Below are 22,926 nucleotides of genomic sequence, written 5' to 3'. Positions count from 1 at the left end.
CATTGGACTGTCATCGATCTGTCTTAATCTGCGCTCACCATCTTGAGTGCAGAGCACCCCCGGCAATGTTGCGATCTTTCTGTCTGCTGCTTGGCCTGCTGCCGGCGCTGTGCTGCGCCGAGCCGGCCAGCCTGCGCCTGCAAGGCTCCAATACCGTGGGCAGCGTGCTCGGCCCCGCGCTGGTACGCGGCCTGCTGCAGGCCCAGGGCGCCCGGTCGATCCAGACCCTGCCCGGCGCACGGCCCAACGAGGTGTGGGTGCAGGGGGTTTCGCCACAGGGCCAGACACTGCGCGTGAGCATTGCCGCCCATGGCTCGAGCACCGGCTTTGCCGCGCTCAAAAGCGGCGACGCCGACCTGGCGGCCACCTCACGCCCGATCAACGACAGCGAGCAGCAGGCGCTGCACGCGCTGGGCGACCTGAAAAGTGCCGACGCCGAACAGGTCATCGCCCTCGATGGCGTGGCCGTCATCGTGCACCCGGACAACCCGCTGCCCCAGCTGAGCACCACGCAACTGGCGCAGATCTTCGCCGGCCGCATCACCACCTGGGATGAACTGGGCGCCGGCAGCGGGCCGATCCACCTCTACGCCCGCGATGACCGCTCGGGCACCTTCGACACCTTCAAGGCCCTGGTGCTGGACGCCCAGCAGTATTCGCTGGCCAGCCACGCCAGGCGTTTCGAGTCCGGCGAGCAGTTGGCCGACGAGGTCAGTGCCGACCGCCAGGCCATCGGTTTCAGCAGCCTGGCGTCGGTGCACGGGGCCAAGGTGCTGGCCATCGTCGACGGCACCTCCCAGGCCATGCTGCCGACCCCCGCCCTGGTGGCCAGCGAAGACTACCCGCTGTCGCGGCGACTGTACCTGTACCTGCCGCCCGCCCAGCGCAACCCGCTGGCCAGTGCCCTGGTGGAGTTCGCCCAGAGCGCAGCGGGCCAGGCCATCGTGGCCAGCAGCGGGTTCGTCGCACAGCAGGTGCGGCCGGTCCAGGTACAGGCCTTGCCGGGCATGCCGGCGCAGTACCGCCAGTTGATCGCCAACGCCAGGCGCCTGAATGTCAATTTCCGCTTCCAGGAAGGCAGCGCCAGCCTCGACAACAAGGCACTGCGCGATGTCCAGCGCGTGCTGGAGTACCTGCGCGAACACCAGAAGCTGCAGCACAGCGTGGTGCTGGTGGGGTTTGGTGACGCCAAGGACGACCCCGACCGCGCCGCCCTGCTCTCGCGGCTGCGGGCCATGGCGGTACGCCGCGAACTGGTGCGCGAAGGGGTGAACCTGCGCGAAGTGACGGGCCTGGGCGGTCAGATGCCAGTGGCGACCAATGCCGCCGAAGAAGGCCGAATCCGCAATCGCCGCGTGGAAGTCTGGGTCTACTGACCCACCCACCCGGGAAACCATTTGTAACAGCCTCCCCCCTCACCCTTTCCAGAGGCGAGCTAGGCTTTGGCTCAGTGACACCGGGCCCCTCTGACGGCTGATCGCCGCCATGTCGGAGTCACAGTTGTTTTCATACAACTACGACGACAAGGAGGGGCTCATGAGCGCTCTGCCGTTATTTCTCTTCGACGACTTCCTGGGCACGGCCGTGTGGCTGTGGCTGGTGTTCATCACCCTGGTGGTGGCTCTGCTGGTCCTGGACCTTGGCGTGCTCCACCGTCGCCCGCACGACATCGAAATGCGCGAAAGCCTGCTGCTGTACTCGGCCTACTTCAGCGTGGGGCTGCTGTTCGGTGGCTGGGTGTGGCTGGAGCTGGGTGCGCAGAGCGCGCTGGAGTTCTACACCGGGCTGCTGGTGGAGCAGTCGCTGTCGATGGACAACGTGTTCGTCATGGCGATGATCTTCGGCTTTTTCGGCATCCCGCGCCGCTACCAGCACCGCGTGCTGTTCTGGGGCATTCTGGGCGTGGTGGTGCTGCGCGCCCTGATGATCGGCCTGGGCAGTGCGCTGGTGCAGGAATTCGACTGGATACTGTACCTGTTCGGCGCATTCTTGCTGTTTACCGGCCTCAAGATGCTGTTCACCCGCCACGAAACGCACCCGGACCTGGCACACAACCCGGTGATCAGGTTCGTGCGCCGGCACATGCGCGTGACCGATGACCTGCATGGGGCGCGCTTCTTCGTGCGCCTCAAACCGGCTGGCCAGCCCAGGGCACTGCTGTACGCCACACCGCTGTTCCTGGCCCTGGTGCTGATCGAGCTGGCCGACCTGGTGTTCGCGGTAGACAGCGTGCCGGCCATCCTGGCGATCACCCAGGACCCCTTCATCGTGTACACCTCCAACATCTTCGCCATCCTGGGCCTGCGTGCGCTGTACTTCGCCTTGGCGGCGCTGGTGCACCGCTTCGTTTACCTCAAGTACGCCCTGGCGCTGGTGCTGATATTCATCGGCGGCAAGATCTTCGCCCACGGCCTGATCGGCAAGGTGCCGCCGCTGCTGTCGCTGTGCGTGACGTTCGGGCTGCTGGCCGGTGGCGTGCTGCTGTCGCTGTTCAAGACACGAACGACGGCCGAGGAGGTGAAACGGGTGGAGTAGCCTCGGGCAGCGTGTCGAATACCCTCGCGGATCAGGCCCGCCCCACCCGGTCAGCAGGCGATCCGCGAGGGCATCGACGCGGGCTCAGTGCCCGCTGCGCAGCATCTCCCGGGGCACGTACTTGCCGATCTCGTACTTGCCGATCGCCGCGCGGTGCACTTCATCCGGCCCGTCGGCCAGGCGCAGGGTGCGTTGCATCGCGTACATGTAGGCCAGCGGGAAGTCGGCACTGACCCCTGCCCCGCCGTGAATCTGGATGGCCCGGTCGATGACCTTCAGCGCCACGTTCGGTGCCACCACCTTGATCTGCGCGATCTCGCTGCGGGCCACCTTGTTGCCGACGGTGTCCATCATGTAGGCCGCCTTGAGGGTCAGCAGCCGGGCCATGTCGATCTCCATGCGCGAGTCGGCGATCTTGTCGATGTTGCCACCCAGGCGCGCCAGCGGCTTGCCGAATGCGGTGCGCTCGGCCGAACGCTTGCACATCAGCTCAAGGGCACGCTCGGCCATGCCGATCGAACGCATGCAGTGATGGATGCGCCCGGGCCCGAGACGGCCCTGGGCGATCTCGAAGCCGCGCCCTTCGCCCAGCAGCACGTTGTCATACGGTACGCGCACGTTCTCGAACAGCACCTCGGCGTGGCCGTGGGGCGCATCGTCGTAGCCGAACACCGGCAACGGGCGAACGATCTTCACCCCCGGTGCATCGGTAGGCACCAGGATCATCGAGTGCTGCTGGTGACGCGGCCCGTCCGGGTTGCTCAGGCCCATGAAGATCATGATCTTGCAACGCGGGTCGCAAGCGCCGGAGGTCCACCACTTGCGGCCGTTGATCACCCACTCGTCACCGTCGCGCACCGCCCGTGCGGCCATGTTGGTGGCATCGGACGAGGCCACGTCGGGCTCGGTCATGGCGAACGCCGAACGGATCTCACCGCGCAGCAGCGGCTCCAGCCACTGGCGTTTCTGCGCCTCGCTGCCGTAGCGCACCAGGACCTCCATGTTGCCGGTGTCCGGGGCCGAGCAGTTGAACGGTTCCGGCCCCAGCAGCGAGCGGCCCATGATTTCGGCCAGCGGCGCGTACTCCAGGTTGGTCAGGCCGGCGCCCAGCTGCGACTCGGGCAGGAACAGGTTCCACAGGCCCTCGGCCTTGGCCTTGTCCTTGAGTTCTTCCATGATCGCGGTCGGCTGCCAGCGATCACCTTCGGCAACCTGGCGTTCGAACACCGCCTCGGCGGGATATACATAGGCGTCCATGAACGCGGTGACGCGTTCGCGCAGTGCCTGGACCTTGGGTGAATAGGCGAAATCCATGAGCGGTACCTGCTGGGAAAGGCGAGTGATTTAAGAGATCTGGCTTGGATGCTAGATCACCGGGCAAAATCCACCTAGCCTATTCTCGGCGTGTATAAACATTCATAACCGATATATGATCGGGCCATAACTCCAACAAGAGCGGCATCCATGAACCTCAGCAAGGTCGATCTGAACCTGTTCATCGTCTTCGATGCGATCTACACCGAAGCCAACCTGACCCGTGCCGGCCAGATCGTCGGCATCACCCAGCCTGCGGTGTCCAATGCGCTGGCGCGGCTGCGCGAGACCTTCAACGACCCGCTGTTCGTGCGTACGGCCCAGGGCATGGTGCCCACGCCCATGGCCCAGAACATCATCGGCCCGGTGCGCAATGCCTTGTCGCTGCTGCGGGTGTCGGTGCAGGAGAGCCGCATCTTCAACCCCTTGCAGGCCAACAAGACCTTCCGCATCAGCATGACCGACCTTACCGAGGCGGTGGTGCTGCCATCGCTGTTCCAGCGCCTGCGCCGGCTGGCGCCGAACGTGGTGATCGAGAGCTTTCTGTGCAAGCGCCGCGAGACCACCAAGGAACTGGCCGCCGGACGCCTGGACTTTGCCGTGGATGCACCGCTGAACACCGACCCGCAGGTGCGTCACGTCAAGCTGATGCAGGACCCGTTCGTGTGCGCGATGCGCCAGGGCCACCCGCTGGCCAGGGACAGCATCAGCCTGGAGGATTACCTGAGCCTGACCCACATCCAGATCTCCAGCCGGCGCAACGGCCTGGGGTATGTGGACCTGGCGCTCGGCAAGCAGGGGCTCAAGCGCAAGATCGCGCTGCGCTCGCAGCATTACCTGATGGCTTCGCAGGTGCTGCAGCAGACCGACATGGTGATGACCGTGCCGGAGCGCTTCGCACGGCGCCACCAACTGAACTACGTGAGCCTGCCGGTGGGCGACGTGCCGCCTTTGGAAACCCACCTGTACTGGCATGAAAGCACCGACCAGGACCCGGCCAACCGCTGGATGCGCGAGCAGATGATCGAGTTGTGCCAGGCGGTGGTGGCGCAGGACGAGCGGGAGGCACGCGCATAAGGTGCGGGCTGCGTTGCAGCCATCGCGGGTCGAGCCCGCTCCCACCCGACCTGCGCTGAAGCTGTGGGAGCGGGCGTGACCCGCGACAGCCATCCCCGAATGCCTGCTTGACGTATACGTCAACCAGCCAGTAGCTTAGCCGCATGCCCCCTTCCCCGAGCCATGCAATGAGCAGCCAGACCTACAGCATCTCCGACCTTTCCCGCGAACTCGACATCACCACCCGGGCCATCCGCTTCTATGAGGAGCAGGGCTTGCTCAGCCCCGAACGTCGTGGCCTGGAGCGTGTGTATTCGGCCCGCGACAAGGTCAGCCTCAAGCTCATCCTGCGCGGCAAGCGCATCGGTTTCTCGCTGGCCGAGTGCCGCGAGCTGATCGAACTCTACGACCCCACCAGCGGCAATCAGAAACAGCTGCACAGCATGCTGGCGAAGATCGCCGAGCGCCGCGCCCAGCTCGAACAGCAACTGCTCGACATCCAGCAGATGCAGCTGGAACTCGACACCGCCGAGGAGCGCTGCCAGCAGGCGCTGGCCACCACCCTGAACAATCAGAAAAACGGCCATTGAGGCCCACAGGAACCCTAGCCATGTCATTGCCTACCCATGTGCGTCTGGTCGAAGTCGGCCCCCGCGACGGCCTGCAGAACGAAGCCCAACCCATCAGCGTGGCGGACAAGGTCCGCCTGGTGGATGACCTGACCGACGCCGGCGTGTCCTATATCGAGGTGGGCAGCTTCGTCTCGCCCAAGTGGGTACCGCAGATGGCCGGTTCGGCCGACGTGTTCGCCAGCATCCGCCAGCAGCCCGGCATCACCTATGCGGCGCTGGCCCCCAACCTGCGCGGTTTCGAAGACGCACTGGCCGCAGGCGTCAAGGAGGTGGCCGTGTTCGCCGCCGCGTCCGAGGCGTTTTCGCAGCGCAACATCAACTGCTCGATCAGCGAAAGCCTGCAGCGCTTCGCGCCCATCATGCAGGCGGCGCGCGAACACGGGGTGAAGGTACGCGGCTATATCTCGTGCGTGCTGGGCTGCCCCTATGAAGGCCAGGTAGATGCCGAGCAGGTCGCCCCCATCGCCCGCGAGCTGCGCGACATGGGCTGCTATGAGGTGTCGCTGGGCGACACCATCGGCACCGGCACCCCGGGCGCCACCCGCCGCCTGTTCGAAGTGGTCGGCGGGCAGGTGCCGCGTGCCGAGCTGGCCGGGCACTTCCACGATACCTACGGCCAGGCGCTGGCCAACGTGTACGCCAGCCTGCTGGAGGGAATCAACGTGTTCGACAGTTCGGTCGCCGGCCTGGGCGGCTGCCCGTATGCCAAGGGCGCCAGTGGCAACGTGGCCAGTGAAGACCTGGTGTACCTGCTGCAGGGCCTGGGCATCGAGACCGGCATCGACCTGGACAAGCTGATCGACGCCGGCCAGCGCATCAGTGCCGTGCTGGGCCGCGCCAGCGGTTCGCGTGTGGCCAGGGCACGCGCTGCCCGGTAACGGTGCGCAGCAACAGGGCCAATGGGGGGTGAGTGTTACCGCCCCCACACCCGACAGGGAAAATCCGGGTAACACGGAAACAAATCAGCACAATTTCCCGTGGCGATTTTTCCATCAAACCAGCAAACCATTGATTTTATTGGGTTTTAAAAAGTTGGCACGGCACCTGCTATATCTTTCGTACAACAACAATAAAAAATGCGACAACCCAATAAAAATAAGACGTACCGGCTCTGACATAACAAGAACAACACGGCAGAGGCGCAGCTAACAGATTTTTTTGAAGTGGATGGCTTTTCGGGGGCGTGCCCCGCGACCTGACAGAGAACAATAAAACTACCCCAAGGTAGCGCCCGTCTCGGTTGGATCAGCAATGATAAAGGTCGATCAGCGCTCAAAAAAATACGTTTGCTCTTGATCCCGGATGGGGATCGCAACGCAACAAGAGGCAAGGGTCGCCAAAAACAACAATAGACCACCCTCCAATAATAAAAAGAGCACACGCAACAAAATTTGAGGGGAGCCCAGGCTCCCCTCAGTGCTTGCTGCCCTACTCGTTCTGCTGGTCATCCTCTGGCTTGCGCTTCTCCAGGCGGTCGACCACCCACGGCATCACCCCCAGCACCAGCAACGCCAGCACCGTGCTCACCAGCGCAGTGGCTTCGCGCCCCATGCCTGCGGCCACGCCGATGGCGGCGGTCATCCACAGGCCCGCAGCAGTGGTCAGGCCCTTCACATGACCCGCATCGTCCTCCTTGCCCTTGAGTATGGTGCCCGCCCCCAGAAAGCCGATGCCGGCGACGATCCCCTGCACCACCCGACTCAACGCTGCGTCGTCCGCCCCGGCCATGCGCGGCACCAGCACGAACAGCGCCGCACCGATGGCCACCAGCATGTGCGTGCGCACTCCCGCCGCCTTGCCCTTGAGCTCGCGCTCGAAGCCCAGCACCGCCCCCAGCAGCGCAGCCATCAGCAGGCGCACCGTCACCTGCGTCAGTTGCTTGGCATCGGTGATATCGGCGAATTCGGCAATCAGTGTCGACCAGACTTGGTGCCACCAGGCGTCCATGAGCAGCGTCCATCAGCAAGGGGATACTGGATGGACAACAGCCTGGCGCGCGAGTGCTGTCGACCGCTGATCGGCCACGCTCAGCAACCCGGCCGGCAACGGGGTCACAGCTGTAAGCCCCCCGTTCGAGGACACCGCCATGCCCATTGAAATCAACGAAACCACCAAGCGCTGCACCCTGATAGCCGACGACTTTAACATCGAAGGTGAAGCGGCAGAGGTGCAGATCATCACCGATGCCGACCTGCGCATGTCGATCGCGACCCTGGCCGGGCAACGGGTGCCGATCACCGAGGCAGAGGCTGACGCGCTCACCGTGGCAGGTGCGGTGGATAGTCGCAGGCATTTGAAGACCTCCGAGGAGGGCTCGATCATATAAGGGCTGCAGGGTTTCAAGCGATAATCTGATACGGTTTTTATCCAGATATCTGCACCTGTTATGCAAACAGATGGGACGCCATAGTGCTCTGGCCTGATCGAGGCCTGATGAGCGACGAACCATGAGCGAACGAATTCCCGTCCAGATCGTTGAAATTGCCGAGCCCTCCACGTTCAAGAAGAAGGCCGCCAGCAGCGACAGACACATCCACACCCGTAGCTTCACCGGCTTTTTCCGAAACCTGCGCCTGGGTGGCGCGGGTTTTCTGTTTCTGCTGTTTTTCGGCACCGTCTGGTTGAACTGGGACGGGCGCCAGGCGGTCCTCTGGGACCTGGCCGACAGCAAGTTCCACATCTTCGGCGCCACCTTCTGGCCGCAGGACTTCATCCTGCTGTCGGCGCTGCTGATCATCTGCGCCTTCGGCCTGTTCGCCATCACCGTGTTCGCCGGGCGCGTCTGGTGCGGCTACACCTGCCCGCAAAGCACCTGGACCTGGGTGTTCATGTGGTGCGAAAAGGTCACCGAGGGCGAACGCAACCAGCGCATCAAGCTCGATGCGGCGCCCTGGGGCCCCAACAAGCTGGCGCGCCGCGCAGCCAAGCACACCCTGTGGCTGGGCGTCAGCCTGCTGACCGCACTGACCTTCGTCGGCTACTTCACCCCCATCCGGCCACTGACCCAGGAGCTGTTCACCCTGCAGCTGGGTGGCGTCAGCCTGTTCTGGATCCTGTTCTTCACCGGTGCCACCTACATCAACGCAGGCTGGCTGCGCGAGGCGGTGTGCATGCACATGTGCCCGTATGCCCGGTTCCAGAGCGTGATGTTCGACAGGGACACCCTCACCATCGCCTATGACCCGCAGCGCGGCGAGTCGCGCGGGCCGCGCAAGAAGGACGCCAACCACAAGGCCCAGGGCCTGGGCGACTGCATCGACTGCCACATGTGCGTGCAGGTATGCCCCACCGGCATCGACATCCGCGACGGCCTGCAGATGGAGTGCATCGGCTGCGCCGCCTGCATCGACGCCTGCGACAGCATCATGGACAAGATGAGCTACCCACGCGGGCTGATCGGCTACAAGTCCGAGCACACCCTGCAAGGCGGCACCACCCAGTGGATGCGTCCGCGCCTGCTGGGCTACGTGACCGTGCTGGTGGTGATGATCGGCGCCCTGGTGATCGCCCTGCAGCAACGCCCGATGGTGTCGATGGACGTGATCAAGGACCGCGGCCTGTTCCGCGAGAACGCCCTGGGGCAGATCGAGAACATCTACACCCTCAAGGTCATCAACAAGACCCAGCAGCCGCAGACCTACCGCCTGCGCCTGGTGGACGCCGAAGGCTTCGAACTGCATGGCAAGACCGAGTTCACCCTGGCGGCCAGCGAGATGAGCGATATACCGGTCTCGGTGGCGATGCTGGCCGACCGTGCGCCCAGCAGCTCCCAGGAGATCAGCTTCGAACTCATCGACACCGACCAGCCGAACGTGCGCAGCCTTGCGCGCAGCCGTTTTGTCGCGCCTTTGAACCGCTGATCACATACACTCCGCTGAGTCAGACCGCCCAGAGCCATGATGAAACGCTACGAGAAATTCGCCGACGACATTGCCGAACTGATTCGCTCCGGGGTACTCGGCCCCGGCCAGCGCGTGCCGTCGGTGCGTTACGCCAGCCAGACCCACGGGGTCAGCCCGTCCACGGTGTTCCAGGCCTACTACCTGCTGGAGCGTCGCGGGCTGATCCGGGCCCGGCCGCGCTCGGGCTACTTCGTCAACACCCACGCCCCGCGCCAGTTCAACGAGCCGCAGATCATCGAGCAGGCCAGCGAATCGACCGAGGTGGACGTCAGCGAGCTGGTGTTCTCGATCCTCGACTCGATCAAGGACCCGCAGACGGTGGCCTTCGGTTCGGCGTTCCCCAGCCCCAACCTGTTCCCGCTGCCGCGCCTGGCGCGCTCGCTGGCCAGCGCCAGCCGCGAGATGGACCCGCGCATGGTGGTCACCGACCTGTCGCCGGGCAACCCGCAACTGCGCCGCCAGATCGCCCTGCGCTACATGGTCGGCGGCTTGATGCTGCCGATGGAAGAACTGCTGATCACCAACGGTGCGCTGGAGGCGTTGAACCTGTGCCTGCAGGCGGTAACCGAGCCGGGTGACCTGGTGGCCATCGAGGCACCGGCGTTCTATGCCTGCCTGCAGATTCTGGAGCGGCTCAAGCTCAAGGCGGTGGAGATTCCGGTGCACCCGCGCGAAGGCATCGACCTGGGGGTGCTGGCGCAGACGCTGGAGCGGCATCCGGTCAAGGCCGTGTGGTGCATGACCAACTTCCAGAACCCGGTGGGCGCGAGCATGCCGGAAGACAAGAAGAAGCAGCTGGTCGAGCTGCTGAGCGTGCACCAGGTGCCGCTGATCGAAGACGACGTGTATGCCGAGCTGTACTACGCGCAGCAGGCGCCCAAGCCGGCCAAGGCATTCGACACCGAAGGGCTGGTGATGCATTGCGGCTCGTTCTCCAAGAGCCTGGCGCCGGGCTACCGGATCGGCTGGGTGGCGGCCGGGCGCTATGCGCAGAAGATCGAGCGGCTCAAGCTGATGACCTCGCTGTGTGCATCGATGCCGGCGCAGGCGGCGATTGCCGACTACCTGCAGCACGGTGGCTACGACCGCCACCTGCGGCGCCTGCGCTATGCGCTGGAAGAGCAGCAGAACGCCATGCTGGCGGCGATTGCCCGGCACTTCCCGGCGCAGACGCGGGTCAGCCACCCCAGCGGCGGGTACTTCCTGTGGCTGGAGCTGCCGGAGCAGATGGACTCGCTGAAGCTGTTCCAGATGGCATTGGCCCAGGGCATCAGCATTGCGCCGGGGCCGATCTTTTCGCCGACGCGCCGGTTTCGCAACTGCATCCGCCTCAATTACGGCAGCCCCTGGACCGAGCAGTCGGAGCAGGCGATGGAGACGCTGGGGCGGATCGTGCGGTCGTTCTGAGGGGCTGGCATGACGGTCAACGCCCCATCGCGGGTCAAGCCCGCTCCCACATGACTGCGGTGATCCTGTGGGAGCGGGCCTGACCCGCGATTGGGTCGGTGCAGCCCCTTGCCCACACCCGCACAATCGCGCACCATCCCCTCCCGCACTTGCCCACGGATGGCCCCGGATGAAACCGCTGTACCTGCTACTGGCCCTGCCCCTGCTGCCCGCCTGCAGCCTGATCGGTTTCGTCGCCAAGGAAAGCGTCGTGGGCGCCACCAGCCACTACGGCTTGAGCAGCACCACGCTGATCGCCGAACTCCCGCCCAACCACGGCGTCACCTACAACGCCAGCTACGCCCCGCTCGACCCGTACCGCTGCACCGTGGCCTCCCCCGCCACCGGCGGCATGCGCTCGCGCCCCAACCAGTACCGCACCGACCAGGCCGATGCGCACCCCGACGCGCGCACCGTCACGTTCAGGATCCCGCTGACCTACACCATCGGCAGTTGCACCCAGCAACTGGACAACATCACAGTGAGCATCAAGTCCCCCAGCGGGCGGTACAGCCTGGCGGGGGTCAAGGTATTGCCGGCACTGCCCGACGGCACTGGGCCGGTGCGCGACGCAGACCCCGAGCTGGTTGTGCGCCGCCTGTGCGGCACGGCCTACCACATCGTGCCCGGGCATGAGCGCCACGTGCTGGCCAGGGACATCGACTGCCTCGCCGCCGACAGCCAGTGGCAACCGCTGGAGCGGACCTCCAGGCACCCCGGCCCGGTCGCCAACGTCGCCTACACCCAGCTGAACAAGACCGACCTGCGCTTCGTGTACCGCCTCATCGACAAGGAGTGGCCGCTTTACCCCGAGAACTGGTCACCGGTCGGCGATGGCATGAAGCCCTGCGCTTCACAATGGAAGTGGGTTGGCGAAGCCTCCTGCAGTTATCGTGACCCGACATTTTCGACTTTCGAGATGGACGGTCGTGAATGCACTCTTTATCCAGGCTGTACAGAGTAAGCCCGAATGGATATTTACCGAATTGCAAGGCCATTACTAAACTTAGCCAGAACCAAGTCGTATTCAAGATCTTTCTTTTCAGATGCCTGAATGTCTAAAGCAATACCAGTTAAAGCACGTCTAAGTGCATCCTTACTGGAGGCATAGTCCATCCTTTTTCTTATGGGGGCCGAGTCATCTGCGTATAGAGTAAACAAAATTGCATTTCGTCTCCCCTCAACGGTTTCAAACTCAAAGTCGACGACAGCATATCGCACTTCATTCGGGGTCAGCGCGCTCAGAAAATCCTCGTAGGTTGCGGACCTATCGCCTGTTGATTCAACAACAACCTCCTTGTAATCATCTGAGATCTTGAAAACAATATACCTAAACGCTTTACTTAATTTGAGCGAATTGTAAGCATTTCGACACTCATCCGTCACTAACACACCAGTGCTTGACATGGCCATCATCCTCTTCCGATTCAATCGCGTACCACGCCAACTAACCGCGAAGTCAGGCATCACCATACAACAGCGCCTAATCAACCGACACTGGCAAAGTTATCAGGTTACATACTGCTGAAAACAGGCTGCGCCCTGCTTACCTGCCAATCACCGCGCCTCCCCCGCACGCGGCTTGTAGAACAGGAACCTGGGAGTTTCGGCGGTCTTCAAGTACGTCCTGGCCCACGCGGGATGCACATGGCGGTCATGAAAGTACATCGCGCCATCGGTGCTGTCGGTCAGTTGCTGATTCAGCGCCTTGCGCGCGATTTCCTTGGCCACGGTGTACTGCACCGGCTCTTCCACATCGTCCGAGCGCCCGTCGCACCACCACGAGAACTGGCATGTACGCTCCTTGATGCCCTGCTTGACCACCTCGCACACGGTGCCCGGAAACCCTTCGTGCCCCAGCCGGTTCATCACCACGCTGGCCACACCCTGCATGTCCGCCGCCTCACCGCCCTTGGCCTCCCAGTAGAGGGTGCGCGCCAGGCAGGTGATCGCGTCATCCAGCGCGGCCTCGCCCTTGGGGTCGACCGCCTGCACTTCGCTGCGGGTGATGGCCTGGTCGCTGGGTACGCTGGCCTCGCGCCCCTGTTCGGCAGCCTTCTGCTCCAGCACCTGGGCCTTGTCTTCGGCTACCGCCGCAGGCGGCGCCGCGGCGGCAGAGCCCGGCAGAACAGCGATCAACCACACGGCAAGACAGCAAACTGCAGCGAATGAGCGCATGACCGAGCCTTCTTGTGAGCCTCTGATAGATGCACAGTAGCTGCAACCGGCGATTTGCGCCGCCCTACCCCAGCAGCTCGCGCAGGCGGTACCACAACATGCCCAGCGCCAGCAGTGGCGAGCGCAGGGCCGGGCCGCCGGGGAAGGTCATGTGCGGCACCTTGCTGAAGATATCCAGGCCCTGGCTATGCCCGGCGTGGATCGCCTCGGCCAGCAACTTCGCCGTCCAGTGGGTGACGTTCACCCCGTGCCCCGAATAGCCCTGGGCGTAGAACACGTTGGGGTGCTGCTGCAGGCGTCCCACCTGCGGGAAGCGATTGGCGGTAATGCCGATCTTGCCGCCCCACTGAAAGTCGATGCGCACATCCGCCAGCTGCGGGAACACCTTGAGCAGCTTGGGCAGCATGTAGCCGGCGATATCCGCCGGGTCGCGCCCGGAATAATGGCAGGCCCCGCCGAACAGCAGGCGCCGGTCGGCAGTAAGGCGGTAGTAGTCCAGGCCGACCTTCTGGTCGCACAGCGCCAGGTTCTGCGGGATCAGCCCGGCGGCGCGCGGTGCCGACAGCGGCTCGGTGGTGATGATGTAGCTGCCGGCCGGCAGCACCTTGCCGCTCAGGCGTGGCTCCAGGTCGTCCAGGTGCGCATTGCACGCCAGCACCAGGCTGCCAGCCCGCACGCTGCCGCGCGCGCAGCGCACCTGCACGGTGGGGCCATGCACCAGTTCGAGCACCGTGCTGTGCTCGAACACCTGCACCCCCAGCGACGCCGCCAGGCGCGCCTCGCCCTGCACCAGGTCGAGCGGGTGCAGGTGGCCGGAGCCCATGTCCAGCAGCCCGCCGGCATACACCTTCGAGGCCACCACCTCGTGCATCTGCTGCGGCCCGTAGAGTCGGGTCTGGTGCCGATAGCCCAACGCCTCCAGGCTCTGCTGTTCAGCCTGGAACGCTGCGTACTGCGCCGGGGTATTGGCCAGCTCGCAGAAGCCCCAGCGCAGGTCGCAGTCGATGCCGTCCTCCTGCACCCGGCGGCCCACCACCTCCACCGACTCGATGCCGGCGCGTTGCAGGTAGGCCACCCCTTCCTGCCCCACGTAGCGGGCAAACCCCGACACCTCGTGGCCGATGCCGCGAATCAGTTGCCCGCCGTTGCGCCCGCTGGCACCCCAGCCGATGCGCCGCCCCTCCAGCAACACCACCGAAAGCCCGCGGCGAGCCAGTTCGATGGCGGTGTTGACCCCCGTGAAGCCACCGCCGATCACGCACACATCGGCGATCAGGTCCTGCTCCAGCGTCGGGTAGTCGGCCTGGCGTCTGGCCGTCGCTGCGTAGTACGAACGGGCGTGTTGCGCATTGCCATTCACGTTGTTCATTTGTTCGATTTCACTTTGCTCCACGAGCGGGTCATCAAACGCATGATGGCCGGCGTGGGGGTGCTTGAGATATACAGTTTGTCGAGCACCGCCTGGGGCGGATACACCTCGGGGTTGTCGACCAGGTCGGCGGCCATGTACTGGCGCGAAGCCGGCGTCGGGTTGGCGTAGCCCACCAGGGTGCTGACCTTGGCGATCACCTGCGGGTCCATCAGGTAGTTGATGAAGGCGTGCGCCTCCTTGGGGTTGGTGGCGTCGGCCGGGATCGCCAGCAGGTCGAACCACAGGTTGCTGCCCTCCTTGGGAATCGAATAGGCGATGTTCACGCCGTTATGGGCTTCCCTGGCGCGGTTGGCCGCCTGGAACACGTCGCCGGAGTAACCGAAGGCGATGCAGATGTCGCCGTTGGCCAGGTCCGTGACGTACTTGGAGGAATGGAAGTAGGTGATGTACGGGCGCAGCGCCAGCAGCTTGGCCTCGGCCTTCTTGTAGTCCTGCGGGTTTTCGCTGCGCGGGTCCAGGCCCATGTAGTTGAGCACTGCCGGGAACAGCTCGTCGGCAGAATCCATGAACGACACGCCGCACTGGCTGAGTTTTTTCAGGTTCTCGGGCTCGAACAGCACCGCCCACGAATCGATATGGTCGATGCCCAGCACCTGCTTGACCTTGTCGACGTTGTAACCGATGCCATTGGTGCCCCACAGGTAGGGCACCGAGTGGCGGTTGCCGGGGTCGTTGTCCTCCAGTTTCCTGAGCAGCACCGGGTCGAGGTTCTTCCAGTTGGGCAGTTGCGAGCGGTCCAGTTCCAGAAACGCCCCGGCCTTGATCTGGCGCGCCAGGAAGTGGTTGGACGGCACCACCACGTCGTAGCCGGTGCGCCCCGCCAGCAGCTTGCCCTCCAGGGTTTCGTTGGAGTCGAACACGTCGTAGATCACCTTGATCCCGGTCGCCCCCTGAAAGTCGGCCAGGGTGGTGGGGCCGATGTAATCGGTCCAGTTGTACACGCTGACGCTCGGCTGGGCCTGTGCGGCGGCCCCCCACAGCAACCCCAGGGCCACCGGCAACACGGATTTCAACAGACGCATATCGACACCTCTTCTGATTGTTTTATCGATGATCGGCAGGTCAGCGCATCACACGCTCAGCAGCAGGAACTCGCGCTCCCACGAACTGATCACGCGCTTGAAGTTCTCGTGCTCGGCGCGCTTGACCGCCACGTAGCCACGCACGAACTTGCTGCCCAGGTAGCGTTCGATGGTCGGGCAGTCTTCCATGTGCGCCAGCGCGTCCTCGATGGTGATCGGCAGGCGCAGGTTGCGCCGCTCATACGCACGCCCCTGCACCGGGGCGCTGGGCGCGATGCCCTCGACCATGCCCAGGTAGCCGCACAGCAGGCTGGCGGCAATCGCCAGGTACGGGTTGGCATCGGCGCCGGGCAGGCGGTTCTCAACGCGCATCGACTCGGGGCTGGAGGTGGGCACGCGCAGGCCCACGGTGCGGTTCTCTTCGCCCCACTCCACGTTCACCGGTGCCGAGGTGTCGGGCAGAAAGCGGCGGAACGAGTTGACGTTGGGCGCGAACATCGGCAACACCTTGGGGATGTACTTCTGCAGGCCGCCGATGTGCTGCAGGAACAGCTCGCTCATGCTGCCGTCGTCATTGACGAAGATCGGCTTGCCGGTGGCGCTGTCGACCACGCTCTGGTGCAGGTGCATGGCGCTGCCCGGCTCGTCGCCCACCGGCTTGGCCATGAAGGTGGCGGTGACGTTGTGCTTGAGTGCGGCCTCGCGCATGGTGCGTTTGAACACGGTGATCTGGTCGGCCAGGTCCAGGGCGTCGCCGTGGCGGAAGTTGATTTCCATCTGCGCCGGGCCGTCTTCGTGAATCAGCGTGTCCAGGTCCAGGCCCTGGGCCTCGCACCAGTCGTAGACGTCCTCGAACAGCGGGTCGAACTCGTTGGCGGCATCGATGGAGAACGACTGGCGGCCACTTTCGGCGCGGCCCGAACGGCCCAGTGGCGCCTGCAACGGCAGGTCCGGGTCTTCGCAGCGCTGGGTCAGGTAGAACTCCATCTCCGGTGCCACGATCGGTTGCCAGCCCTTGTCGGCGTACAGCTTGAGGACTTTCTTGAGCACGTTGCGCGGCGACAGCTCGATGGGGTTGCCCTGCTTGTCGAAGGTGTCGTGGATCACGATCGCGGTGGGCTCCAGCGCCCAGGGTACCGGGTAGATGGCCGTCGAGTCGGGGCGGCAGAGCATGTCGATGTCGGCCGGGTCGAGCAGGTCGTAGTAGATCTCGTCCTCGACGAAGTCGCCGGTCACGGTCTGCAGCAGCACACTTTCCGGCAGGCGCATGCCTCGCTCATGCAGGAACTTGTTGGTGGGGGCGATCTTGCCGCGGGCGATACCGGTCAGGTCGGTGACCACGCATTCCACTTCAGTGATCTTGTGTTCTTTCAGCCAGGTGGACAGCTGATCGAAGGGGGTATTCATGAGAACCTCGTTGTCGTGATGCAGGGCATGCGCAAGGGTGTGTGTGGCGCGGGCGGGCAAGGCCTGGCTTCCCCTGCGCCGCGTTGAGGTCTATCTTGGTGCCGCAGCTGCGGCTGCATCTATCCACTTTGAGCAGAAGAAAATGCACCAAAGCAGTGCATTCAGAGGTTCTCATGACAACCCCGTCGCCCTTGCGGGTACAGGCCTTCACCAGTGCCGATGTGGTCGAACAGGTACGCGCCACGCCAGGCTGGGCACAGCACTACCAGCAGATGTCACCCGGGCACTTTGCCGGGATGGTGCGCTGCCTCGACCTGCAGGGCGTGGAGGTGTACGAAGAGCGCATGAACACCCGGGTGGAGCAGAGCTTCAGCGCCCCCGGCGGTTCGCTGTCGTTCTGCTTCGACCGCAGTGACAACAGCCTGTACGTGCTCAATGGCGAAAGCCGCAACATCTGGATCACCCCCGAGAACTACCAGGAAGTGGCCGTCGTGTTCGGCCCTGCGTTCGTGCGTGAGCACGGCGTGGACGTTGCGGCGCTCGAAGGTCTGTTCATGGCACCGCTCAATTCCCAGCGCAATGCCTTGTTCAGCGGCTGGCTGAGCAGTACCCTGACGCGCCTCTCGCAGAGCGAGGACGCGCCGTGCCAGCAGGTGCTGGCCAGGCAGTTGCTGGACGATTGTCTGTACATTCTCGACACCGCCTCGGTGTGCCTGGACCGCGGCGAGCTGTGGCGGCGCACCGAGGAGCGCACCATCATGCGCAAGGTCAGCGAATGGGCGGCGGATTCGCCGGAGGAGTCATTGAACCTGCTGCAACTGGCGCAGGTGGCCGGCAGTTCGGTGCGTCAGTTGCAGCATGCGTTCAAGGCGTACACCGGCATCACGCCCAGCCACTGGCTGCGCCTGCGCCGCCTCAATGGCGCGCACCGCGAGCTGCTGACCGCGCGCGGCCACACCGTGGCGGAAGTGGCAATGCGCTGGTCGTTCTGGCACCTGGGGCGGTTTTCCAGCAGTTATCAGGCGCTGTTCAAGGAGTTGCCCAGTGAAACCCTCAAACGACGCAAGGAGACACGGTATGGCTTTTGACTGGCATGGCGGGGTGATTACCCGGGAGACACCGGTGGGCGAGGATTACCGCAACACGCAGAACGTGCGGCGGTTCATGCGTGAGCAGTGTGGCGAGGATTTCAGGTTCGACCGGCCGTTGATGGCGTGGATAGTCGATGGTACGGCGCGGACGATGGGGGATGTGGTGGATGAGTGGGCCAGACGTCGTAGTGCTTAGCTGAACCCGCGACATCCCTGCGCAAGTACCCACTGGCAGCCCAGGCTGGTATTGTGCCGCCCTGCAAACCCAACTGGATGACTGTGAGGAAATGACGTTGAACGCTGATGCGAACATGACCGGGGACCTGTTCGAAGTCGACAAGCGCCTGGGCCTCAAACCCGTGGTGGACTTCAACACCTACCTGCGCGCCGCATTCGCCGACGGCGCCTGCGCATGCAGCCGCTGCCTGGAAAACAAGGGCGACGAGAGCGGCTACGCCTTCGCCCATACCTTCGACTTCCAGGGCCAGGTCACCCATCGCCGCTTCGCCACCACCACCGCCAGCGATGTGCTGATGGTCCTGAAAAAAGCCTGGCTGTCCTACACCAAGGCCGAACTGGATGTCAGCGGCAACCTGGACCTGGACGCCATCAAGGCCTTCGTCGAGCCACAGCTGCACAAACGCCTGGTGCCACTGTTCGTCGCCAGCGGGCTGGTTGTCGAGGTCGACGGGCAACTGGTGCTGCAAGCCCAGGCCGCCGCCTGACGGCCATGCCTGGGGCGCGTTGCCGGCAGAGCCGGCAACGCGCCCTGGCGCAACCCGCGCGCGATTGCACCCCCGCGCAGGCTACACACAGGCATTGCGACACTGTAGTATTGAGAACTATTCACATTCACTGTCGAGTCGTTCCCGGTGCACACGCCTTCCTCCAAGCTCGGCTTCTTCTTCAGCGACCACCACCGCTGGCTGCTGCAACACATCCAGAAGCGCCTGCGCAACCGCGCCGACGCCGAAGACACGGCTGCCGAGGCGTTCTGCCAATTGCTGGTGGCGCGGGTTGATCCGGACAGCATCCAGCAACCGCGGGCCTTTCTGTCGACCATCGCGCGCCGGCTGATCTTCGACCGCCACCGCCGCCGCCAACTCGAAAATGCCTACCTGGAACGCCTGTCGAGCCTACCCGAGCAGGTAGCGCCCTCCCCGGAGGAACAACTGCTGCTGGTCGAAGCGCTGGTGGCCATCGACCGAGCGCTCACCGGCCTGCCCGCGGTGGTCAAGGCAGCCTTCCTCTACAGCCAGCTCGATGGCCTGAGCTATGTGGAGATCGGGCGCAAGCTCGCGCTGTCGGAACGCACCGTCAGCCGCTACATGAAACAGGCCCTGCGCCAGTGCTACCTGGCCGAGATGGCACCATGAGCAAGGCCCGCCTCGACCCGGCCGCGGAGCAGGCCATCGACTGGATGGTGCGCCTGAGCGCCGACCGCAACGACACCCGCCTGCACGCCCGTTTCGATACCTGGCTCAACAGCGACCCGGCCCATGCCCAGGCCTGGGGCCGGCTGCAGGAGCGCCTGGGTGGCGCGTTCGGCACCGTGCGGGCGCTGGACCAGCGCCTGCCCGGCCAGGCCGGCGAAGCCCGGCGCGTGCTGATGCAGCCCGGCACCTCCCGGCGCGATGTGCTGCGCGCCATCGGCGGGCTGGGCCTGCTGGGCGGCGGGTTGTGGCTGGCGGCGCGCAGCGAGGTCGGCACCACGCTGATGGCCGACCTGCACACCGGTACCGGCGAGCGGCGCACCCTGGAACTGGAAGACGGCAGCCAGCTGAGCCTGAACGCTAGCACTGCCGTCGACCTTCAATTCGATGCCCACCAGCGCCTGGTGCTGCTGCGCCAGGGCGAACTGGTGATTGAAGTGGCACCCGACCCGCAGCGCCCCCTGCGCGTGCGCACCGCCCAGGGCGAAATCCGCGCGCTGGGCACGCGCTTTCTGGTCAGCCAGCAGCCCGACGCCACCCGCGTGGTGGTGCTGCAGCATGCGGTGCGCGCACGCCTGCACGATGGCAGCGAACTGGACCTGCAGGAAGGCCAGGCCGCCCTGCTGCACGCCCAGCGCATCGAGCGTCTGGGCCGTGACGAGCGTCACCGCGCCGACTGGCTGAACGGGCACCTGAATGTACTGGATGACCCGCTGGATGCAGTGGTCGACGCGCTGCGCCCCTACACCCGCGGCTTCGTGCGGGTCGCGCCGCAGGTGCGCAACCTGCGCGTGCAAGGGGTGTTCCCGCTCAACGATCCGCAGCGCAGCTTCGGTGCGCTGGCCGAAACACTGCCGATCGAGGTACGACACTACGGCCCGTGGTTGACCCTGATCGGCCCGAAAAGCTGAGCCCGAGAACCCTCTGAAAAGTTTTTATGAAAAACAATCGCATTTGTGTCCGGTTTTCATTTCTTATCCCACCTATCTCCTGACTGCACACACAATCAGGAGAATTCCGTGCTCAACCCTTGGTCCCGCGCCCTCCCCGTCGCCGTTGCCCTGGCCACCCTGAGCTGCGCCGTGTCTGCCCAGCAGCAGGCACTTGCGTTCAACCTGCCGGCCGGCCCGCTCGCCGCCACGCTCAATGCCATCGCCAGCCAGAGCGGCCAGATCATCTCCCTCGACCCGGCCCTGGTGCAGGGCAGACAGGCCCCGGCCGTCCGTGGGCAGATGAGCGCCGAGCAGGCCCTGCAGGCCGCACTGGCCGGCAGCGGGCTGCAACTGCTGGTGACCGGCAGCGGCCACTTCAGCGTGGTGCCGGGGGTAGACACCGCAGGCGCACTGGAGCTGGGCGCCACCAGCATCACCGAGGTGCGCAACCTGGCCACCACTGAAGGCTCGAACTCCTACGCAGCGCGGGTCACCACCATCGGCAAGGGCGAACACACGCTCAAGGAAATCCCCCAGTCGGTCAGCGTCATGACCCGCAAGCAGATGGACGACCAGGGCCTGACCAACCTCAAGGACGCCGCCAACCAGACCACCGGCCTGGTCGGCCAGCAAGGCGTGGGCAAGGGCATGATCCTGATGTCGCGCGGTTTTCAGATCGACGACTGGCAGTACGACGGCGTGCCGATTCCGCGCAACACCTACTCGCTGGGCAACTGGGCGACCCAGGACCTGATCTTCTTCGACCGCATCGAGTTCCTGCGCGGTGCCTCGGGCCTGCTGCAGGGCACCGGCAGCCCGGGCGGCGCGATCAATCTGGTGCGCAAGCGCGGGCAGGACAAACCCACCGTGACCGTCACCGGCAAGGCCGGCTCCTGGGACCACTACGGCCTGCAACTGGACGCTGGCGGCCCGCTGAACCAGCAGGGCACGATCCGCGGGCGCTTCGTCGCCGACGAAGACCAGAGCCAGTCGTTCATCGACTACGAGTGGAGCAAGACCCACTCGCTGTACGGCGCGCTGGATTTCGACCTGAGCCCGGACACCACCGTGGGTGTGGGCGTGAGCTACGCGGACAACACCTCACGGCCCATGCTGCGTGGCCTGCCGCGCTATGCCGACGGACGCCCTGTGGACGTGCCGCGCTCGACCTATACCGGCGCGCGCTGGAACCACTCGGAAATCGACGTGACCACGGTGTTTGCCGACCTCGACCACCGCTTCAACGACGACTGGAAGGTGCATGCCGCCGCCGTGCACATGAGCGAGAGCAACGACTCGCTGCACCAGCGGGTGCAAACCACCGGCCAAGGGCTGAATCCTGACGGCAGCGGTGTCCAGTATGCCAACTGGTACACCGACTTCGACTCGACCAAGGTGGGTCTGGACGCCTACGTCAACGGCCATTTCGAGACGCTGGGGCTGCAACAGGAACTCATCCTGGGTGGCAACTATTCCCAGCTCAAGACCGACGATGTGTTCGCGCGCACCTTCATCAACGGCGGCAATATCTTCGATATCGACCACGACCGCCCCAAACCCAGCTACGACAGCCTGATGCGTGACGGCGGCCGAGCCACCGCAAGCGAATATGACGTGCGCCAGAAAGGCCTGTACGGCAGTTGGCGGGTCAAGCTGGCCGAGCCGTTGACCGTAGTGCTTGGCTCGCGCGTGAGCTGGTACGACTTCCGCTACTCCTCAGTCATCACACAGGGCAACACGGTGACGGTCGCTGACCCAAGCGTCATGACCGAAACCGGTGTGGTTACCCCCTATGCCGGCATCATCTATGACCTGACCCAGGAATGGGCGGCCTACGCCAGCTACACCGACGTGTTCCAGCCGCAGAGCGAACTCGATGCCGCACAATCGGTGCTGAAGCCGATTGTCGGCAGCAACTACGAAGTGGGCCTCAAGGGCGAACTGATGGATGGCCGGGTCAACACCTCGTTCGCCGTGTTCCGCTACGACCAGAACAACCGAGCGATCACCGACGCTTCTGCGCAATGTGGCTCCGGCGATTGCTCGAAAGCGTCCGGCAAGGTGCGCAGCCAGGGTTTCGAAGCCGAAATCAGTGGCGAAGTGATGCCCGACCTGCAGCTGTTCGCCGGGTACACCTACACCACCACCACGTACATCAAGGACCCGGAGAACGAAGGCAAGATCTTCAACCAGTGGACCCCCAAGCACATGCTGCGGGTATGGAGCGACTACCGTTTGCCGGGCGACTGGAGCCGCGTAAGCGCGGGCCTGGGCTTCAGCAGCCAGAGCCACACACTGGGTTACGAGAGTACGTTTGATGTGCCCGGTTACACGGTGTGGAATGCACGCCTGGCCTATCAGCTGACGCCTGAGGTGAGTGTGGCAGTCAACGCCAACAACCTGTTCGACAAACACTACATTGCCTCGGGCTACAACCAGCTCGGCGGCAACAACAACTACGGCGAGCCGCGCAACATGATGTTCAGCGTCAAGTACACGCCGCAGTTCTGACGCGCCTGCTTCGCCGGCAAGGCCGGCTCCTGCAC

Annotated in this window: 22 protein-coding genes; 15 read left to right on the top strand and 7 right to left on the bottom strand. The window is 64.5% G+C overall.

All coding sequences use genetic code 11. The features are described from left to right. The first annotated feature begins 65 nt into the window (after positions 1–65). Together JZZ72_RS01595 and JZZ72_RS01590 are read left to right on the top strand one after the other, a co-directional pair. The gene (locus JZZ72_RS01595) at positions 66–1,376 is read left to right on the top strand and encodes a substrate-binding domain-containing protein (protein WP_104572630.1); all 1,311 of its coding nucleotides are present in this window, start codon (positions 66–68) and stop codon (positions 1,374–1,376) included. A 160-nt stretch (positions 1,377–1,536) separates the two neighbouring features. Then, entirely contained in the window at positions 1,537–2,535 is a 999-nt protein-coding gene (locus JZZ72_RS01590; RefSeq protein WP_210013943.1) for a TerC family protein, read from the top strand. A gap of 84 nt (positions 2,536–2,619) precedes the next feature. On the opposite strand, the gene JZZ72_RS01585 is transcribed toward JZZ72_RS01590, so the two are convergent. Continuing rightward, a complete protein-coding gene (locus JZZ72_RS01585; protein WP_043860887.1) occupies positions 2,620–3,849 on the bottom strand; it encodes an acyl-CoA dehydrogenase in 1,230 nt (409 codons plus the stop codon). Between the two features lie 150 nt (positions 3,850–3,999). Here JZZ72_RS01585 and JZZ72_RS01580 point away from each other — a divergent pair, with 150 nt between their 5' ends. The 3 genes from JZZ72_RS01580 to JZZ72_RS01570 all read left to right on the top strand — a co-directional run bounded on the left by JZZ72_RS01580 (position 4,000) and on the right by JZZ72_RS01570 (position 6,415). Beyond that, positions 4,000–4,926 (top strand): LysR family transcriptional regulator, encoded by a 927-nt coding sequence (locus tag JZZ72_RS01580; RefSeq protein ID WP_043860888.1) that lies wholly within the window; start codon positions 4,000–4,002, stop codon positions 4,924–4,926. Between the two features lie 167 nt (positions 4,927–5,093). Further along, positions 5,094–5,495 (top strand): MerR family transcriptional regulator, encoded by a 402-nt coding sequence (locus JZZ72_RS01575; RefSeq protein ID WP_043860889.1) that lies wholly within the window; start codon positions 5,094–5,096, stop codon positions 5,493–5,495. A gap of 20 nt (positions 5,496–5,515) precedes the next feature. Next, positions 5,516–6,415, top strand: coding sequence for a hydroxymethylglutaryl-CoA lyase (locus tag JZZ72_RS01570; protein ID WP_210013942.1), 900 nt, complete (start codon positions 5,516–5,518; stop codon positions 6,413–6,415). 550 nt (positions 6,416–6,965) lie between these two features. Here the strand turns inward: JZZ72_RS01570 and JZZ72_RS01565 are convergent. Next, positions 6,966–7,484, bottom strand: coding sequence for an MgtC/SapB family protein (locus JZZ72_RS01565; protein WP_043860891.1), 519 nt, complete (start codon positions 7,482–7,484; stop codon positions 6,966–6,968). Positions 7,485–7,623: 139 nt separating this feature from the next. Between JZZ72_RS01565 and JZZ72_RS01560 the strand changes: the two genes are divergently transcribed. The 4 genes from JZZ72_RS01560 (at position 7,624) to JZZ72_RS01545 (ending at position 11,849) form a co-directional block, all read left to right on the top strand. Next, positions 7,624–7,863, top strand: coding sequence for a DUF3203 family protein (locus tag JZZ72_RS01560; protein ID WP_210013941.1), 240 nt, complete (start codon positions 7,624–7,626; stop codon positions 7,861–7,863). Between the two features lie 121 nt (positions 7,864–7,984). Next, complete coding sequence (gene ccoG / locus JZZ72_RS01555) at positions 7,985–9,397, top strand: cytochrome c oxidase accessory protein CcoG (protein WP_043860893.1); 1,413 nt, start codon at positions 7,985–7,987, stop codon at positions 9,395–9,397. Between the two features lie 39 nt (positions 9,398–9,436). Further along, positions 9,437–10,846: a GntR family transcriptional regulator MpaR gene (gene mapR / locus JZZ72_RS01550; RefSeq protein ID WP_043860894.1), complete on the top strand. Its 1,410-nt coding sequence runs from the start codon at positions 9,437–9,439 to the stop codon at positions 10,844–10,846. Positions 10,847–11,015: 169 nt separating this feature from the next. Next, entirely contained in the window at positions 11,016–11,849 is an 834-nt protein-coding gene (locus JZZ72_RS01545) for a hypothetical protein (protein ID WP_210013940.1), read from the top strand. Between the two features lie 14 nt (positions 11,850–11,863). Here JZZ72_RS01545 and JZZ72_RS01540 read toward each other — a convergent pair whose 3' ends face one another. From JZZ72_RS01540 to JZZ72_RS01520, 5 genes are all read right to left on the bottom strand, one after another. Further along, complete coding sequence (locus JZZ72_RS01540) at positions 11,864–12,292, bottom strand: actin-binding ADF family protein (protein WP_210013939.1); 429 nt, start codon at positions 12,290–12,292, stop codon at positions 11,864–11,866. A 150-nt stretch (positions 12,293–12,442) separates the two neighbouring features. Then, the gene (locus JZZ72_RS01535) at positions 12,443–13,063 is read right to left on the bottom strand and encodes a cell wall hydrolase (protein ID WP_058541232.1); all 621 of its coding nucleotides are present in this window, start codon (positions 13,061–13,063) and stop codon (positions 12,443–12,445) included. A gap of 64 nt (positions 13,064–13,127) precedes the next feature. After that, a complete protein-coding gene (locus tag JZZ72_RS01530; RefSeq protein WP_078480749.1) occupies positions 13,128–14,432 on the bottom strand; it encodes an NAD(P)/FAD-dependent oxidoreductase in 1,305 nt (434 codons plus the stop codon). Further along, the gene (locus tag JZZ72_RS01525; protein ID WP_043860898.1) at positions 14,429–15,517 is read right to left on the bottom strand and encodes a polyamine ABC transporter substrate-binding protein; all 1,089 of its coding nucleotides are present in this window, start codon (positions 15,515–15,517) and stop codon (positions 14,429–14,431) included. Before JZZ72_RS01525 ends, JZZ72_RS01530 begins: the two co-directional genes overlap by 4 nt. A 48-nt stretch (positions 15,518–15,565) precedes the next feature. Next, positions 15,566–16,924, bottom strand: coding sequence for a glutamine synthetase family protein (locus tag JZZ72_RS01520; protein ID WP_043860899.1), 1,359 nt, complete (start codon positions 16,922–16,924; stop codon positions 15,566–15,568). A 173-nt stretch (positions 16,925–17,097) separates the two neighbouring features. Here JZZ72_RS01520 and JZZ72_RS01515 point away from each other — a divergent pair, with 173 nt between their 5' ends. From JZZ72_RS01515 to JZZ72_RS01490, 6 genes are all read left to right on the top strand, one after another. Then, complete coding sequence (locus tag JZZ72_RS01515) at positions 17,098–18,012, top strand: helix-turn-helix domain-containing protein (RefSeq protein ID WP_210013938.1); 915 nt, start codon at positions 17,098–17,100, stop codon at positions 18,010–18,012. Then, positions 18,002–18,211 (top strand): DUF6434 domain-containing protein, encoded by a 210-nt coding sequence (locus JZZ72_RS01510; protein WP_116054828.1) that lies wholly within the window; start codon positions 18,002–18,004, stop codon positions 18,209–18,211. The genes JZZ72_RS01515 and JZZ72_RS01510 overlap by 11 nt, the downstream gene beginning before the upstream one ends. A gap of 91 nt (positions 18,212–18,302) precedes the next feature. After that, entirely contained in the window at positions 18,303–18,740 is a 438-nt protein-coding gene (locus JZZ72_RS01505; RefSeq protein WP_054915124.1) for a hypothetical protein, read from the top strand. A gap of 147 nt (positions 18,741–18,887) precedes the next feature. After that, a complete protein-coding gene (locus JZZ72_RS01500) occupies positions 18,888–19,391 on the top strand; it encodes a sigma-70 family RNA polymerase sigma factor (RefSeq protein WP_043860903.1) in 504 nt (167 codons plus the stop codon). After that, complete coding sequence (locus tag JZZ72_RS01495) at positions 19,388–20,359, top strand: FecR domain-containing protein (RefSeq protein ID WP_054915125.1); 972 nt, start codon at positions 19,388–19,390, stop codon at positions 20,357–20,359. Before JZZ72_RS01500 ends, JZZ72_RS01495 begins: the two co-directional genes overlap by 4 nt. A 108-nt stretch (positions 20,360–20,467) precedes the next feature. Next, positions 20,468–22,891, top strand: a complete 2,424-nt coding sequence (locus tag JZZ72_RS01490) for a TonB-dependent siderophore receptor (protein WP_210013937.1) — start codon at positions 20,468–20,470, stop codon at positions 22,889–22,891. Positions 22,892–22,926: the final 35 nt, after the last annotated feature.

Source organism: Pseudomonas palmensis, from assembly GCF_017848315.1.
Lineage (GTDB): Bacteria > Pseudomonadota > Gammaproteobacteria > Pseudomonadales > Pseudomonadaceae > Aquipseudomonas > Aquipseudomonas palmensis.
This window is presented reverse-complemented; position numbering and strand designations above follow the sequence as displayed.